This is a genomic window from Paenibacillus riograndensis SBR5 (assembly GCF_000981585.1).
Taxonomy (GTDB): domain Bacteria; phylum Bacillota; class Bacilli; order Paenibacillales; family Paenibacillaceae; genus Paenibacillus_AQ; species Paenibacillus_AQ riograndensis.
The window spans coordinates 4,755,169-4,770,349 of the sequence record NZ_LN831776.1; the positions used below are offsets into that span (position 1 = coordinate 4,755,169).

18 protein-coding genes and 1 tRNA gene are annotated in these 15,181 nt (G+C 51.0%); 3 read left to right on the plus strand and 16 right to left on the minus strand.

Translation table 11 applies throughout. The features are described from left to right. Positions 1-73: 73 nt before the first annotated feature. The 8 genes from PRIO_RS20135 to PRIO_RS20170 all read right to left on the minus strand — a co-directional run bounded on the left by PRIO_RS20135 (position 74) and on the right by PRIO_RS20170 (position 6,621). Positions 74-460, minus strand: a complete 387-nt coding sequence (locus PRIO_RS20135) for a YraN family protein (RefSeq protein ID WP_020434146.1) — start codon at positions 458-460, stop codon at positions 74-76. Beyond that, entirely contained in the window at positions 457-759 is a 303-nt protein-coding gene (locus tag PRIO_RS20140) for an EscU/YscU/HrcU family type III secretion system export apparatus switch protein (protein WP_020434147.1), read from the minus strand. Before PRIO_RS20140 ends, PRIO_RS20135 begins: the two co-directional genes overlap by 4 nt. Further along, positions 756-2,909, minus strand: a complete 2,154-nt coding sequence (locus PRIO_RS20145; protein WP_046504344.1) for a hypothetical protein — start codon at positions 2,907-2,909, stop codon at positions 756-758. Before PRIO_RS20145 ends, PRIO_RS20140 begins: the two co-directional genes overlap by 4 nt. Positions 2,910-3,311: 402 nt before the next feature. After that, positions 3,312-3,923: a ribonuclease HII gene (locus PRIO_RS20150; protein WP_020432337.1), complete on the minus strand. Its 612-nt coding sequence runs from the start codon at positions 3,921-3,923 to the stop codon at positions 3,312-3,314. A gap of 202 nt (positions 3,924-4,125) precedes the next feature. Continuing rightward, the gene (ylqF, locus tag PRIO_RS20155; protein WP_020432336.1) at positions 4,126-4,986 is read right to left on the minus strand and encodes a ribosome biogenesis GTPase YlqF; all 861 of its coding nucleotides are present in this window, start codon (positions 4,984-4,986) and stop codon (positions 4,126-4,128) included. A 29-nt stretch (positions 4,987-5,015) separates the two neighbouring features. Next, complete coding sequence (gene lepB / locus PRIO_RS20160; RefSeq protein ID WP_020432335.1) at positions 5,016-5,636, minus strand: signal peptidase I; 621 nt, start codon at positions 5,634-5,636, stop codon at positions 5,016-5,018. Between the two features lie 195 nt (positions 5,637-5,831). Next, a complete protein-coding gene (rplS, locus tag PRIO_RS20165) occupies positions 5,832-6,176 on the minus strand; it encodes a 50S ribosomal protein L19 (protein WP_019910375.1) in 345 nt (114 codons plus the stop codon). 148 nt (positions 6,177-6,324) lie between these two features. Then, on the minus strand, positions 6,325-6,621 hold the full coding sequence (locus PRIO_RS20170) for a hypothetical protein (protein WP_141639197.1): 297 nt from the start codon (positions 6,619-6,621) through the stop codon (positions 6,325-6,327). Between the two features lie 285 nt (positions 6,622-6,906). On the opposite strand from PRIO_RS20170, the gene PRIO_RS20180 reads away from it, so the two are divergent. Next, positions 6,907-7,854: a hypothetical protein gene (locus PRIO_RS20180; protein WP_020432331.1), complete on the plus strand. Its 948-nt coding sequence runs from the start codon at positions 6,907-6,909 to the stop codon at positions 7,852-7,854. 88 nt (positions 7,855-7,942) lie between these two features. On the opposite strand, the gene PRIO_RS20185 is transcribed toward PRIO_RS20180, so the two are convergent. Further along, the gene (locus PRIO_RS20185) at positions 7,943-8,194 is read right to left on the minus strand and encodes an LSm family protein (protein WP_020432329.1); all 252 of its coding nucleotides are present in this window, start codon (positions 8,192-8,194) and stop codon (positions 7,943-7,945) included. Positions 8,195-8,421: 227 nt separating this feature from the next. Between PRIO_RS20185 and PRIO_RS20190 the strand changes: the two genes are divergently transcribed. After that, positions 8,422-8,619, plus strand: coding sequence for a hypothetical protein (locus tag PRIO_RS20190; protein ID WP_020432328.1), 198 nt, complete (start codon positions 8,422-8,424; stop codon positions 8,617-8,619). 170 nt (positions 8,620-8,789) lie between these two features. Here the strand turns inward: PRIO_RS20190 and PRIO_RS20195 are convergent. After that, positions 8,790-8,863, minus strand: a tRNA-Pro gene (locus PRIO_RS20195). A gap of 186 nt (positions 8,864-9,049) precedes the next feature. Here PRIO_RS20195 and PRIO_RS20200 point away from each other — a divergent pair. Further along, on the plus strand, positions 9,050-9,967 hold the full coding sequence (locus PRIO_RS20200; RefSeq protein WP_020432326.1) for a helix-turn-helix transcriptional regulator: 918 nt from the start codon (positions 9,050-9,052) through the stop codon (positions 9,965-9,967). A gap of 739 nt (positions 9,968-10,706) precedes the next feature. Here the strand turns inward: PRIO_RS20200 and trmD are convergent. The 6 genes from trmD to PRIO_RS20230 all read right to left on the minus strand — a co-directional run bounded on the left by trmD (position 10,707) and on the right by PRIO_RS20230 (position 14,826). Then, the gene (trmD, locus tag PRIO_RS20205) at positions 10,707-11,564 is read right to left on the minus strand and encodes a tRNA (guanosine(37)-N1)-methyltransferase TrmD (protein WP_046507192.1); all 858 of its coding nucleotides are present in this window, start codon (positions 11,562-11,564) and stop codon (positions 10,707-10,709) included. Continuing rightward, positions 11,564-12,088, minus strand: a complete 525-nt coding sequence (gene rimM / locus PRIO_RS20210; RefSeq protein WP_020432322.1) for a ribosome maturation factor RimM — start codon at positions 12,086-12,088, stop codon at positions 11,564-11,566. The genes trmD and rimM overlap by 1 nt, the downstream gene beginning before the upstream one ends. A 112-nt stretch (positions 12,089-12,200) precedes the next feature. Then, on the minus strand, positions 12,201-12,431 hold the full coding sequence (locus PRIO_RS20215; RefSeq protein ID WP_020432321.1) for a KH domain-containing protein: 231 nt from the start codon (positions 12,429-12,431) through the stop codon (positions 12,201-12,203). Positions 12,432-12,453: 22 nt separating this feature from the next. After that, the gene (gene rpsP, locus PRIO_RS20220; RefSeq protein WP_019910363.1) at positions 12,454-12,726 is read right to left on the minus strand and encodes a 30S ribosomal protein S16; all 273 of its coding nucleotides are present in this window, start codon (positions 12,724-12,726) and stop codon (positions 12,454-12,456) included. Between the two features lie 336 nt (positions 12,727-13,062). After that, complete coding sequence (gene ffh / locus PRIO_RS20225; protein WP_020432320.1) at positions 13,063-14,448, minus strand: signal recognition particle protein; 1,386 nt, start codon at positions 14,446-14,448, stop codon at positions 13,063-13,065. A gap of 21 nt (positions 14,449-14,469) precedes the next feature. Continuing rightward, the gene (locus tag PRIO_RS20230; protein WP_020432319.1) at positions 14,470-14,826 is read right to left on the minus strand and encodes a putative DNA-binding protein; all 357 of its coding nucleotides are present in this window, start codon (positions 14,824-14,826) and stop codon (positions 14,470-14,472) included. Positions 14,827-15,181: the final 355 nt, after the last annotated feature.

Below are 15,181 nucleotides of genomic sequence, written 5' to 3' on the forward strand. Positions count from 1 at the left end.
AAGAAATGACCCATAGTGCGGAGGTTAAGTCAAGACTGAATGTATGAAAAGACAGCAAATCGTCTATAAAAGCTTAAAAAGCTTCCCGGATATGGTGAAGGGACGAGATTCCCAACTTCTCATTCAGCATCACCGTGATGACGTCAAAAGAAACCCGGCGCTCCTCCTGATTCTTCATATGCAGATATACCCGGGCGATGGCCCGAACCTGACGGATTTTCCGTTCATCCACAGACTCCTCCGGAGTACCCTGAAGCGGACTCCCGCTACGGCTGCGCACTTCAACAAAAATAAGCACCCCGCCGTACTCGGCAATAATGTCCAGTTCTCCGCTGCGACAGCGCCAATTTCTGTCAATAATCCGGTAGCCTTGGGCAGACAAATACTGGGCAGCGGCTTTTTCGCCGGCTGCCCCTTTTTGTTTGCGGGAATAAGGTTCTTCGGGTGCTCCCCCGCTCACTTCTGCCTCCGCTCACCGGCAGAACGGTCGCTCTGGTACACATAGCTCAGAATTTCTGCCACCAGCTGGTACAGCTGCGGAGGAATCTGCTGGTCAAGGTCAAGCTTGGACAGCACTTCAACCAGGGCGGCATCCTCCTGCACGGCCACTCCGCTGTCTTTGGCCATCTGCAGAATCTTGTCCGCCACTGCACCTTGTCCTTTGGCTACAACGACCGGAGCTTCACTCTGACCAGGCGAATACTTTAGGGCTACTGCTTTTTTGAGATTTGGAGAAATTTCATCGGCAGGCTCACTCATATGCGGTAATCCACTCCTTTATAGGAATCCGGCACATAATCTGCCAGCTTGCCTGGGCTGCCCGCAGCTGAAGCGGACGCTGCGCTTGGCTGGGGCAAAGGTTCTGTCCGCAGACTCAACAGCTGATAGCCTATCGCTTCCACGGCTGCGCCAATCTCCTCCTTGCGTTCTTCCAGCAGCTCCAGCACCCAGGGCGTATCATTATGCAGCTTCAGGCTGACAATTCTGTCGACCACCTGCACATCTACCAGCGTCTGGCCCAGCTGCTTCATATCCAGGTCAAACCACAGGCGGCAGTTCGCGGCATCGAGCTCGCCTTTGCGGCCCCGTCTCGACTGGATATGGACGGAAGCCGTTTCCTGCCCGTCCGGCCCCCGCAGCGGCAGGAACATCGTCACCTGCGCGAACGGAGCCGTACGGTCGGTATTCAGGAGCAGCTGCTGCCCTGTGAGCTGCTGCACCAGCTGGCCCGCGGCTTCCTTGACCGCGGGCGGCACCTCGCTGCTGCTTAGCACCTGCAGCAGCACGCCTTTCAGCGTATCGGCGGCCGGCTCCCCGCCGTCAGCCGCATTGGCCAGCGCAGCCTGCGGCAGCGCCGCCTTAGCGGCCTGACCCGCCCCCAGCGCATCGGCGGGCGGGGCCACGGCAAGCTGCGGCTGTGCGCCGCCGCGGACGGCCTGCTGCTCGTGCTCCGCACCGAGCAGCTTCAGCACCCGCCCCACCCACGACTCCGTCTCCGTGGGTGCTGCGGGTGCGGCGCCCGTCTGCGGCGCCGCACCCGCAGACGGGCTGTCCCCGCGCTGCCCGGCAGGCGCGGGGGCCGGTTCTTGCCCCGCCGCCGCTGGCGGGGCTGTGGTGCCCTGCTGCGGCTGCGCAGCCGCAGGGGCAGGGGCTTGCCCCGCCGCGTCAGCGGGCGGGGCTGCAGCGAGCTGCGGCAGCGTGCCGCGCAGCTCGGTGAGCACGCCCTGCAGCTTCGCGAGCAGGGCGGTCCCCTTGCCGGCAGCAGAGGTTTCTGCTGCCGGCACAGCGCTTCGTTCCGGCTGCGGAACGGAACGCGGTTCCAGGCCTTCTGCCGGTTCCGCAGAAGGCATAGCACCACCCGCTGCAGCACTTATTCCTGCAGCGGGCGGCTGGGCATTGCCCGCCTTCGGAGCCGCCGCTGCTTCCGCAGCATCTCCATCCACAGGCGGCTGCGCCGGAGCAATCCCCGTCCGGTTAGCTGAAGCCTCAACCGGCGCCTCTGCATCGGCTGTTGGATTGCTTGCCAGAGCTGCTGCACTTCCGGCAGGCGGTTCCGTTTTTAAGGCTCCTCCCGGGGTCTTTCCGGGAAGTTCAGCCGCCTCACCGGCAGAGGCTGACTCAGCTGGAGCTGCTGGTGCACGTGACGCATCAACACCCTCTGCTTGACTGGCTGCCGGAGCAACTGGAGCCGCAGCCGTTCCACCCGCAGACACCACTGATACAGGAGCCGCCGTTCCTGATGAAAGAGTTGATGCAGATGCAGGCTGGCTGGTACCGCCCGGTGCGGTACTCCCGCCAGCCGTATCGCTCTCCTGCTGGACCCATAAGCCAATCGCCGTTTCAAGCTGGGCCACCAGCTGATGCAGCTTGGGTCCGAACACCGCTTGCTGCAGTCCTCTCACGCTTTCGGCTGTGACCGGGAGTCCGCGCTTTACCGAAATCACCGCCGCCTCCAGCCATTCCGACACCGGAACATTCGGCGGTTTGGCATTCATCACAGCCTCCAGCTTCGCCGCAGTTTCCTTGGTCAGCGCAATCCCGCCAGAGACCATAGCCTGTATAATTTCCTTGCCTGCCTTGGAATCCGTAAGCCCCAGCGATTCCAAGGCTTCCCCCATACTTTGCGGAGATGCCAATATCGCCTCCCCGGACGAAACAGGCTTTAATACAGGCAATCCTCCGTCTCCCGGAGGAGCAACTTGCAGATTCAGTGTCTGCCCAGGCTGCAGCGGGGTCTCCAGCTCCGCTCGGACAGGCGTGCCCTGAATCTGAACGACCGCTTCTCTGCCGGATTCCGACACACTGAGCACCACACCCCGGACTACCTGGCCTTCTTTGAGCTCTACCGCCTTGGGTTCGCCCATTTTATTGTCTCCGAGCAATCCACGAATCAGAGATCCGATGTTCATGCCGTTCCCCCTCCCTTCGTGTGCATCTTTCTAATTTTATATCGGCAAATTTAAGGGATTCTTAAGAACCTCCCTTACCAGCGCCCCAGCACACATCCTTCTATGATTCCCAGCACGCCCAACACGCCCGGCTGCCGCCTGCCAAAGTGGAAAAAGTATCACTAATTGGGTCCGACACTTCCAGCTTGGCAGACTTAAGTGGAAAAAATACCACTAATTGTGCTGAAAGCAGCCGTATGAGATGAAAATGCATGAATTAGGTGTACAAATTCCAACTAATACCTTCTGTAGCCAGGATTTCAGTTAATTAGTTTTACTTTTTCCACTTAACTTTGTTTTTCTATTGAACTCATATAACTCCAAACTTCCTTCAGGCCACAGTCCACGGTCAACCCGTCAAACCTAAAACAAAACCGGTTCATCCGAGAGTATTTTTCCCAGGAAGCTGCGGCGGTGCATGGGAGTTGGTCCCAGTGCCAGGAGCTGTTCCCTGTGCAGTTTCGTTGCATAACCTTTATGTATTTTAATCCCGTAGTCCGGGTATAATTCCTCCCAGCGGCCTTCACACAGACGGTCACGTGTTACTTTGGCTACAATAGAAGCAGCAGCAATGGACTGGCTGTTGGCATCCCCTTTAATAATGGCCTGCTGCGGCAGCGGAAGATCTATCTTTTCTGCATCAATCAGCATATAGTCAGGGCGGTATTCCAAACCCTCTACCGCTTTTTTCATCGCCAGTCTGGAAGCCTGCTTGATGTTGATCTCATCGATCACGACCGAATCGACATGTCCTACACTTACTGCCAGCGCCTGCTCCATAATCTGTTCGAACAGGAGCTCCCGCTTCTTCGCGGTCAGCTTCTTGGAATCATCCACACCCTCAATGATCAGACCCTCCGGCAAAATAACCGCAGCGGCCACCACGTCACCGAACAGACAGCCTCTCCCTACCTCGTCCACACCGGCAATCCGGCGGTAATCCTGTTCCCAGCATCCTTTTTCATAGCTCAACATATCTATAGAACTCACCGTTCATCCACCACCAATTCTAATCTCCCAGTTCCCTGTACCAGCCAGCTTATCATAAGAACACTCCGTGGTCATCCCACTTTATACTCAAAATCCCCACTCCAAATTCAGGAAACCGCTTCAGCCCGCACAACAAAAAAACCACCCCACATGCCCGGATGGTTCGTCCACTCCACATAATGTCTAATTAAGGTGTCTCAAGCGTAAAACGTCCCAGCTTGCCTGCCCGCAGGTCATGCAGCAGAATCCGGGAAGCCTTCTCCAGATCTACCCGTCCGCCGCTGATCAGACAACCGCGTTTACGCCCTACAGCTTCCATAACCGCCACAATTTCGTCCGGATTGTCCAAATCTTCCGGGAGCTGCCCGATTCCGAAACGTTCCTGGAAACTTGCGCCGTAATCCTTAACCAGGTATTTTACCGCAAAAAAAGCGATATCCTCAATGTTCAAGATTTCCTCTTTGATCGCGCCGGTTACCGCCAGACGGTAGCCCACTTCCTGATCCTCGAATTTGGGCCACAGAATCCCCGGGGTGTCCAGAAGCTCCAGATTTCCGCCGGTCTTAATCCATTGCTGTCCTTTGGTAACACCCGGACGGTCACCGGTGGCAGCGATATTTTTGCCCGCCATACGGTTGATGAGCGTAGATTTGCCCACATTGGGAATCCCAACGATCAGCGCCCGGCTCGGTCGCGGGTTCATACCTTTGGCAATCTGCCGGTCGATTTTGTCCTTAAGCAGCAACTTCACCTGCTCGGGAATCTCTTTGATGCCTGTGCCTGTAGCCGCATCTACCGGATGGGCAACATGGCCCTCCGCTTTGAAAAAGGCCAGCCATTTCCGTGTAGCCTCAGGATCTGCCAAGTCCGCTTTGTTCAGAATAATCAGCCTTGGCTTGTCCCGCAGAATATCGTCAATCATCGGATTGCGGCTGGAAAGCGGCAGACGGGAATCGAGCAGTTCTATACACACATCAATCAGCTTCAGCTTATCCTCGATTTGCCGCCTGGCCTTCGTCATATGACCAGGAAACCATTGAATGGCCATTGCCGTCACCTCCTTTGACTTCCGTCAACTTAATGGTTAATCACTGAAATATCCTTTACCGGCCAAAAGATCAGGTCCGCACGGCCGACAATATCACCCAGCGGCACATATCCGATCATCCGGCTGTCGGTGCTGTCCGAACGGTTGTCTCCCATTACAAAGACATGCCCTTCCGGTACGGTTCCATCCGTAAAGTCTTCATTGGGGAAATTCTTGTTGTTATACAATGCGTTGTTCTTGTGCGCCTCGTCAATCGCACCTTGAATATAACTTTCATTCACCGGCTGGCCGTTCACAGTAACAACATCGCCTTCAACCTTCACAGTATCTCCAGCCACACCGATTACACGCTTAATGAAGTCTCTTCCTTCAGAAGGCACATGGAACACAATAACCTCACCCCGCTGAGGCGAACGGATGTCATATAAGATTTCATTGACGATCACACGCTCACCGGTATGAAAGTTAGGCTGCATGGAAGGTCCATCCACAATAAACGGCTTGAACAAAAGCCAACGAATCAAAATCACCAGAACCAAAGCAATGGCAATGGCCTTAATCCATTCCAATACTTCATTTTTGGGCTTGCGGGGATTCTTGCCGTCAGGCTCAACAACCTCACCTTGCCCCTGCTGTAAATCCTGCTGCATAGTTCACCGTCCTCTCTATATGCTACCCTCACTATACAACAAAAAAACTCCTGCCAAAAACTCCTCCACGATTACTCCGTCAGGAGGCCTTTTCGGAGAAGCAGATTCCTAAGGCATATATTATAATGAATCCTGGTTCTCTTCAAGAATAAACGAAAGGGGCTTGAAATCAAGCCCCTTTCACTTGCCGCAATACTAGCGACGGATTTCTTTGATTCTTGCAGCTTTACCGCGCAGGTCACGAAGGTAATAGAGCTTCGCACGACGCACTTTACCACGGCGAGCCACTTCGATTTTCTCGATCTTAGGCGAGTTGATTGGGAAAGTTCTTTCCACACCAACACCGTAAGAGATTTTACGAACCGTAAAAGTCTCACTGATTCCACCGCCGCGGCGTTTGATTACAACGCCTTCGAACAACTGGATCCGTTCACGAGTTCCTTCAATAACTTTTACATGCACTTTCAAAGTATCACCCGGGCGAAAACTCGGGATATCTTTGCGAAGCTGCTCTTGCGTAATTGCTTGTAGGATATTCATTTAGGACTTCCTCCTTCCGTACAGGTGTTCATGCCTCTTCCGGAGAGATCATCGCTCTCCCTCATTATCCGCAGAGGACCACCGTATTCCACACAACAGAACTAATATTACCATAAACGCCCTGTAAATACAACCTATTTTTTAAGGTTCACAGCGGCAGCATATCGCGTTTCTTGGCCTTGGCTTTGCAGTCCTTGCATAAGCCTACAACCGTCCCGTTATCCTGGGCATAGAAGATCAGCTTACCGTTTTTCTTCTTGCATGATGAGCAAGGCTGTTCGACCGCACTCTGCTTGGCCTTCCGGTGCCGGTCCATAGAAATCACATTACTGGCGGTGCTGCGCCTCGGTTCTGAGGGCTGCCCCTTCCGGCTGCGGTAACCCAAATATACAAACACACCAACTAACAAGACCACTACAATCGCCGCATACTGCATCTGCATCATCCGCTCCCCTGACTGGTATCAGTCTAATAGTAAACAGACTTTCCTTCATTCAAAGTATATATTAGCCGCTGCTCCTGCATTGCCGCATACCATAACTTCTTCTTCAAAACACCGGTTTCACCGTTTATTCTAGCATACCTCTTCATTGAAATGTAGAGGATCGCACCGTACTGGACTATAGTCCAGTACAGCAACCCGCCTCCAGCCTGTTTGTCAATTTTTTTCCATAATATATAGTATGGATTATACATAAGCTACAATCTAACCCTTGGGAGGATCTGAACAGTGAACAGAAATCATAATATAGCAAAGCTTGCGGCCGTGGCCGTACTCTCTATTGCCATGCTGTCCGGGTGCCGCGAGCTGCCGGGCAAGGAAGCTGCAGACAATCAGCTTGAACAGCGCTTATCCGGAAATAGTCACCAGGAAACTGCAGAGACCTTCAAACAAGGATTAAGTGAGGCTACTTCAAACGTAGAGCAGGCTGTTAAAAATACTGCAGCGAAGGTGGCCGATGAAATCAACTCTGTCAGTATGAGTAAAGAGCTCTTTACTTCCCGCAAAGCTGACTCTTCCTCGGCAATTATTCTGGAGAACAGCGTTGGAGAAGTGAAAGTCACCTCTGGCAGCAGTGATTCCATCACAGTAAAAGCAACGGTTGTCACCCATCTCGGCCTTAATAAGGAGACTGAACGTAAAATCCTCGACAACGCAGAGGTTACGGTCCAAGCAGACGGCGATGAGCTTAAGGTGTCTACCCATGCCAAGAATGAACCCCAAAAGAATCTATGGGCCTGGGCACAGAAAAAATACGGCGCCTCCAATTTTACGATCGATTATGAGATTGAGGTACCCGCTACAATTGATGAATATGATATCAGCAACAATGTTGGAGCAATTCAGCTCAAAGGCCTGCAAGGGACCTTTCACATTGCCAGCGATGTAGGCGCAATTGTTATGGACAATGCCCGGTTCAGCGGAAACTCAACAGTGGAATCGAATACGGGAAGCATCGAACTGGACATCCGCGGCATGAAAACCGGCAGCAGCCTGAAAGCAAGCAGTGATATCGGCAAAGTTAAGGCCGGGCTTGAGGACAGCCTTAAATGCACCGTATCCGCTAAAACCGAGCTTGGCCATATCACGGGAACCGGATCCGGCAATACAGATATTAACGGCGGCGGGCCTCTAGTGTCACTGTCCACACAAATCGGTTCGATTACAGTACAATAGGAAAATCTATAAAAAAGCACCAGCTTATTGCAGACGCACAAAAGCAGCCAGCCTCGGGTTGAGATTGGCTGCTTTTGTGCGTCTGAATTTAGATCAGCGCTATGGCGAGCAGAGTGAACAAGCTTAAGGTCAGAATCTCGCTTCCGTACCCGTAAAACCCGCCGTAATAATTTCCGTAAGGATTAAATGCCGAAGTCTGCACTCTCCCGTTGCCTTTTGTTTTCAAATACACGTTGTTTCTGTCCACATCTACAATGACTCCTTCATGCCGTTTGCCGTCGGTCGTTAAAATCCTTACTCTTTTGTTCATACAATGCAGACAATTATAATAGGCTTCCACCTGAGAACCCTCCCCATTCGTGATGGTGTATGGTATGCGGAGGGGGAAAAGCCGGACACGGCGATTGCCGTACCGCTGAAAGCATTAAATAAAATAACTGTGAAACAAAGAACTTGTGAACATTGTGTATCAATTTAGAGCAAAAAGGGTTATTATTAATATAATATTCATAATTAGAACGCTTACGCACTATAGACAATTTCAATTTTGCAAAGGAGGCAACTCTCATGAGTGCAGCTGGTAAAAGATTCATCAATGAAGGGGTTCTCCGTATCGCCTGGTTTATTATCTTCGCCTCTCTTACCTATACGGTCCGCAATTACACATGGGTAGTAGTGTTATTCTCGGCTGTAGCCCTTTATGCGCTCGGCTCAGGTATTGTAATGCTGGCCCGCGATCACCGTGAACAACGGGGCAGGGCTTAACTTCCTGAACTCCCACACCTTCCATAACACTTCCTCTGGACCTTTGGTTCTGAGGGAGTGTTTTTTATTTGTAATCACAGGCAACGGTATGCTCACAACAAAAAGAACCACTTCGCTTCCCGGCACTTGCCGGACCGAATGTGATTCTCTTTGATTGGATCATTGGATAATCGGAGTAACAGGATTTGAACCTGCGACCTCACCCACCCCAAGGGTGCGCGCTACCAGGCTGCGCTATACCCCGACACTTATGTAACTGCTTGCTCATTTTTCAATATACGCCCTGTGCTCAGGAATAGAACCGCTGCACAGGTGATATTTTTACCTTTATTTAATATATACCGAGATTAGTATTAGATTCAAGTGAAAATTATGCGAAGCAGTTAGGCCGGAACAGAATAGCAAGAAAAATCAAACCCGTAATGAAAATGTGCAGTATATTTATGCCAAAGAAAAGGAGGTGCCCAGGCTGTATTACGAAGTGATTCACAAAAGCATTGATTTCATTGAGCGTCATTTGGATGAAGAATTAAATTTGGACAGAATTGCGAAAGAAGCTGGCTTCTCCAAGTTCCATTTCCATCGGATCTTTCAAAAATATGTGGGGAAAAGTCCGGCGGAATATATCCGTACCCGGAAATTAAGCTCAGCCGCCTATCTGCTGCTCAATTCTGAGGAACGGATTTTGGATATAGCTGTACATTACGGCTTTGAAAGCCAGGAAGCTTTTACAAGAGCCTTTAAAAGCCTCTACGCGCTCCCCCCTGCTGAGTACAGGGCACAAATGAAACTATTGATTCAGGAAAGTGAGGAATTTACTATGTCTGAAATTAAAGGCTGGCTCATCACCGGAACAGCCCCCGGTAATTACAAAGCAGCGTTAGATATGCAAATCTATCACAAAGGCAGAAACTCCGTATCTTTGGAGCGGACAGCAGATGGTTCGCCAGACGATAGCGAATTCGGCACCTTGATGCAGCAGTTTGACGCTAAAAATTATCTGGGGAAACGGATGCGGTTTGCAGGTTTTATACGTACAAGTGAGGTCACCGGCTGGTGCGGTTTATGGATGCGCATTGATGACAAGCTGCAGAATTTGCTCGGCTTTGACAATATGCAATACAGAAACATTAAAGGAACCAATGACTGGAATTATTACGCTTGTGTACTGGATATCCCCGAGGAGGCGGATTGCATCAATATCGGCATTCTCCTTACGGGGAGCGGCAAAGTATGGCTCGATGACTGTACATTCGACGAAGTGGGGATGGATATCCCGGTTACCGATGTCCGCACGCGGACACAAAACTTCCCATTGGAGCCGCAGAATCTGAAATTCGAAGCCTGATTTTCGAACCCTTGACGAATTTTGGAGCGTGATCTATTGTTTGTATTCATCGTAGAAAATTTATGGTTTTTTTGCTGAAGCTATGCTATACTCTTGGCACAAGGAAAGGAGGTGCGTTCACATCAATCATGACATGTTGAACGTATCCCTTACCCGGACCAACGGCTGAAAGATTAGCCCTGGTGGCGCGGGATACGGATCAAGTTTTTAATTAGCGCCTCGGGTAGAGAGACCGTCTTCGGACGGTCTTTTTTATTATCGAGGAATTAAGCCTGATCTGTCAAAAAACCACTACGTCAGCTTCCGGGCCGCTGAGGCAGTGGTTTTTCGTTCATACTATATCGGTCTTATGATTTACGATTGGTATAAAAATCAATAATATCATTTACAGTGCGGAGCGGCTCCGCTTCCTTGTGGACAGTGTCCACGTTTGGCTTGAGTTCTTCACGCGTATTCGTAGTCACTATTGTTCATTCCTTTCAATAGTTGAAATAGCTGTATCTGGGCTGCATGTATTTTCCGGCACCTCTAATATATACCCCAGAATCAGGATAGTAACGCACATCTGCTCGCATTTTTCAAAATATTCTGTTTCTCTCATGTTCCTTTCAGCATTCGCTTAGATTTTTTGTTCGCTTTTTTCCCCCATATAAAGGGATATATTCACAAGAAAAAACGCCCCATCAACATAGTATACGTTAACAGGACGCTAAATATTCCATTTTATAGTAAATTTCCACTACATTCTATTGCTTCCTTGTTCTTTCAGGCGTTTGAGGGCCGCTTTATCCTTTGCCGTTAGTTCAACTGTCTCCAGCAGATCCGGCCGGCGTTCCAGCGTCCGCTGCAGGGCCTGCTCCCGCCGCCACACTTCGATATTGGCATGATGTCCGCTGAGCAGTATATCCGGCACCTTCCAGCCGCGGAATTCCGCCGGACGGGTATAATGCGGATACTCCAGCAGACCTGTGCTGAACGAATCCGTCACCGCAGAGGTCTCATTCCCCAGCGCCCCAGGCTGCAGCCGGACAATCGAGTCAATTACCGTCAGCGCAGGCAGTTCGCCGCCCGTCAGGACGTAATCCCCAATAGACAGCTCATCGGTCACCAAATGCTCCCGGATCCGCTCATCATAACCTTCATAATGGCCGCAGATAAAAATCAGATGCTCTTCCTGTGCCAATTCCTCGGCAATCTGCTGATTATAGGTCCGGCCTTGAGGGCACATCAGAATGATGCGCGGCTTTCCCTGGGCGGTACTTTCCCCGTTATACTCAGCAGCTTCTCCATCATCATGTATGGTATGCACATTACCCGCTTCACCGGCCTGTTCGCCTTCCGATCTAGACAGCTCCAGATTTCCGGAAGCGGCGAGCACATGCTCCACTGCGGCAAAGATAGGGTCAGGCTTCAGCACCATCCCCCCGCCGCCGCCATAAGGCGTATCATCCACACTATTGTGCTTATTCCCCGAGAAGTCGCGGAAATTGACCGCGTTCAGCGAGACAATGCCTTTTTCACGAGCCTTGCCAAGAATACTTGTGCTGAATACGCCCTCACACATCTCCGGAAAAAGCGTCAGCACATCAATCCGCATCATGGCAGCAGCCCTTCCATCAGATGCACCGTGATTTTTTTGGCCTGAATATCTACGTCGAGAACCACATCGTTAATGACCGGAATCAGAATATCCTGGCCTTTAACCGGCTTCACCACCCATACATCATTGGCCCCGGGCTGCAAAATTTCTTTTATAGTGCCCAGCGGCCGGCTGTCATCCTCATCGGTATACACCTCGCAGCCAACGATCTGGTGAAAATAATATTCATTTTCCGGCAGCTCCACCAAGTCGTCACCGGGGACCTTCAGGAGGCTTCCTTTATATTTCTCAATCTGATTGATGTTGGTATATCCCTTTAATCTGACGATATACATCCCTTTATGCTCGCGGGAGGATTCTACCGTCACCTCGAATTTCTGGCTTCCATCGGCGGGAACCACGAGCAGCTTTTTGCCCGGTGCAAAACGGACCTCCGGAAAATCGGTAGAGGACAATATTTTGATCTCCCCGCGGATTCCATGTGTATTGACCAGCCTGCCTACATTCAGTTCTTCCGTCATCTGATCCTCTCCTTCGTCTGTTCCTGTACAGCGTAAACTTAGTTCCTTCCTATATATTTCAACAAAAAGGAGCCGGGATATACTATCCCTAGCCCCTCTTTGAACGCATTCTTTAAGATAAGATATCCACGGTAACGCGTTTATCGCTCTTGACTGCTGCAGATGTGACCACAGTACGAAGCGCTTTGGCGATCCTGCCCTGTTTGCCTATGACCTTGCCGACATCATCTGGATGTACCGACAGCTCATATACAATCAGGTGATCCTTCTCCACGGTCCGTACAGCCACATCCTCTGGATGATCCACTAAAGCCTTAGCAATAACTCCAACTAATTCTTCCATAGAGGACCCTCGCAATCAGTCATTATTTCTGTTGCTTCAGCTCATGGAACTTCTTCATCACGCCTGCTTTGGAAAGCAGATTGCGGACGGTGTCAGATGCCTGCGCACCTGTTTGAAGCCATTTCAGCGCTTTTTCCTCATCGATCTTAACTACTGCCGGTACTTCAATCGGATTATAATAACCGATTTCCTCGATAAAACGGCCGTCACGAGGGGACCGGGAATCGGAAACCACTACACGATAGAAAGGCGCTTTATGTGCACCCATTCTTTTCAGACGAATACGTACTGCCACGAAATTCACCTCCTTAAAATAGTTTCGATCCCTCCCAAACCCTCCCTTAGCCAAGGGAGGGCCCCAAGGGCTCCGCCCTCTGGACACCCGGTTAAGTGCAAGTTGCGTGGGCGTTCAGGCTGGTTGGATCTGGGTAGGTTGGGGGTAGGAACGCTTGCCGTCCCTTCGGGACACGCTTAACTGCGGCGGTACCTGGAAACGGGGGAAAGATTTAAAGATTAAGAGCAAAAGACTAAGATCAAAAGATTTAAGATCAAAAACGTCTTGATCCTCTGATGTTGTACTATGTCTGATCTTTGAAAAGATTAAGATCAAACCCTTTTGATCATCTGCTGATCAGCGGAAAGGGAACTTCATGCCTTTGCCGCCAAGGCCCTTGAGCTGCTTCATGGCGTTTTTCTTGCCGCCTTTGCCTCCGCCGCCCATCATGCCGGAGAACTGCTTCATCATCTTGCGCATTTCATCGAACTGTTTGATGAGGCGGTTGACCTCCGCCACGTTGGTACCGCTGCCGGCGGCGATGCGCTTACGGCGGTTGTGGTTGATGATCTCAGGCTGGGCTTTCTCGGCCTTGGTCATAGAATGAACAATGGCTTCGACGCGGCCCATTTGCTTATCATCGACTTTGAGATCCTTCATGCCCTTGGCTTTGTTCATGCCCGGCAGCATGTCGAGGATCTGGTCGATCGGGCCAAGCTTCTTGACCTGATCCATCTGCTCCAGGAAATCATCGAACGTAAATTCCGCATTGCGCATCTTACGTTCCATTTCCTTCGCTTTTTCAGTATCGATATTGGCCTGGGCCTTCTCGATCAGCGACAGCATGTCGCCCATTCCGAGAATCCGCGATGCCATCCGCTCCGGATGGAACGGCTCCAGCGCATCAATCTTCTCGCCCAATGCAGCGAATTTGATCGGGCAGCCGGTGACGGCCTTGACAGACAACGCAGCACCGCCGCGGGTGTCACCATCAAGCTTCGTCAGCACTACGCCCGTAAGCTCCAGCTGTTTGTTGAAGCTGTCCGCAACGTTGACGGCATCCTGACCGGTCATGGCATCAACGACCAGCAGCACTTCATCAGGATTAGTAACGGTGTGAATCTGCTTCAGCTCTTCCATCAGCTCTTCATCAATATGCAGGCGGCCTGCGGTATCGATAATTACATAGTCCAGGTTGTTGTCCTTCGCATGCTGAACAGCCTGTCTGGCGATTTCCACCGGGCTGGTCTGATCACCCAGCGTAAATACAGGAACCTTGATTTGTTCTCCCAGTATCTGCAACTGTTTAATCGCAGCCGGGCGGTAAATATCCCCCGCTACGAGCAGCGGGCGGTGGTTGCCCTTCTGCAGCAGCTTAGCCAGTTTGCCTGAAGTAGTGGTCTTCCCTGCCCCTTGCAGACCAGCCATCATAATTACAGTTGGCGGTTTGTTTGACTTGGCCAGCTTCGCCTGGCTTCCGCCCATCAGCTCAGTCAATTCCTTGTTAACGATATCAATGATCACCATGCCGGGTGTAAAGCTGTCCATTACTTCCTTGCCAATGGACTTCTCCTTCACCTTGGACACGAATTCCTTGACTACCTTGAAGTTAACATCGGCTTCCAGAAGCGCCAGCCGCACTTCACGCATGGCTTCGTTCACGTCATCTTCGGATACTTTACCTTTGCCGCGCAGCTTGCTGAACACATTCTGCAATCTTCCGGTTAAACCTTCAAACGCCATATGCAGCTTCCTCCCTTCATGCTACTCTAACCTCTGCAAACGATCCACGAGCTCCGTGAACCGCAGTGTATATTGCTCAGGCAGCATCCCATTCTCCGGCAGTCTGCGCAGTTCTTCTAAGTATTTGCTGCGGCTCTCATGCTTCTCGAGCAAGCCCAGCTTCTCTTCATAATTCTCCAGCACCTGTTCGGCACGCTTGATGTGCTCATACACGGCCTGGCGGCTGATCTCAAATTCAGCGGCGATTTCTCCCAGGGAGAAGTCATCGTGAAAATAATATTTAAGAAACGTTTGCTGCTTATCCGTAAGCAGCCGTTCATAAAAAGCAAATAACAAGTTGATCCGGTTGGTCTTCTCGAGCCTATTCTCCTGACTCATCAAGGGCACTCCCTTCGTCAAGGAAAAACACTTTACAGCTTCACAACGTCCCTTATGATACCTAAAACAAAGAAAGATGTCAAGCCTTTTTGCTTGTCATCTTTTTCTTTGTCAAACAGCAGCAGTTTTAACGTTCAATTTGAGACTATATAGAATGAACTTGTGATTTTTCTACTTCGGGATTGGTCGTGACTACAGAGAATGTTTGGACTTCCGGCCGCTGTTGTCTGCAGATTTCTTCAATTGATACCGCTGTTCGCGGTGGAAATCCGCAGACAAAGGCGGACGCATTCGCTCCTACAGTTCCAAACTTCTCTTCCGCCACCTTTTCCCTGTTTGTATATTTTCAAGTTCA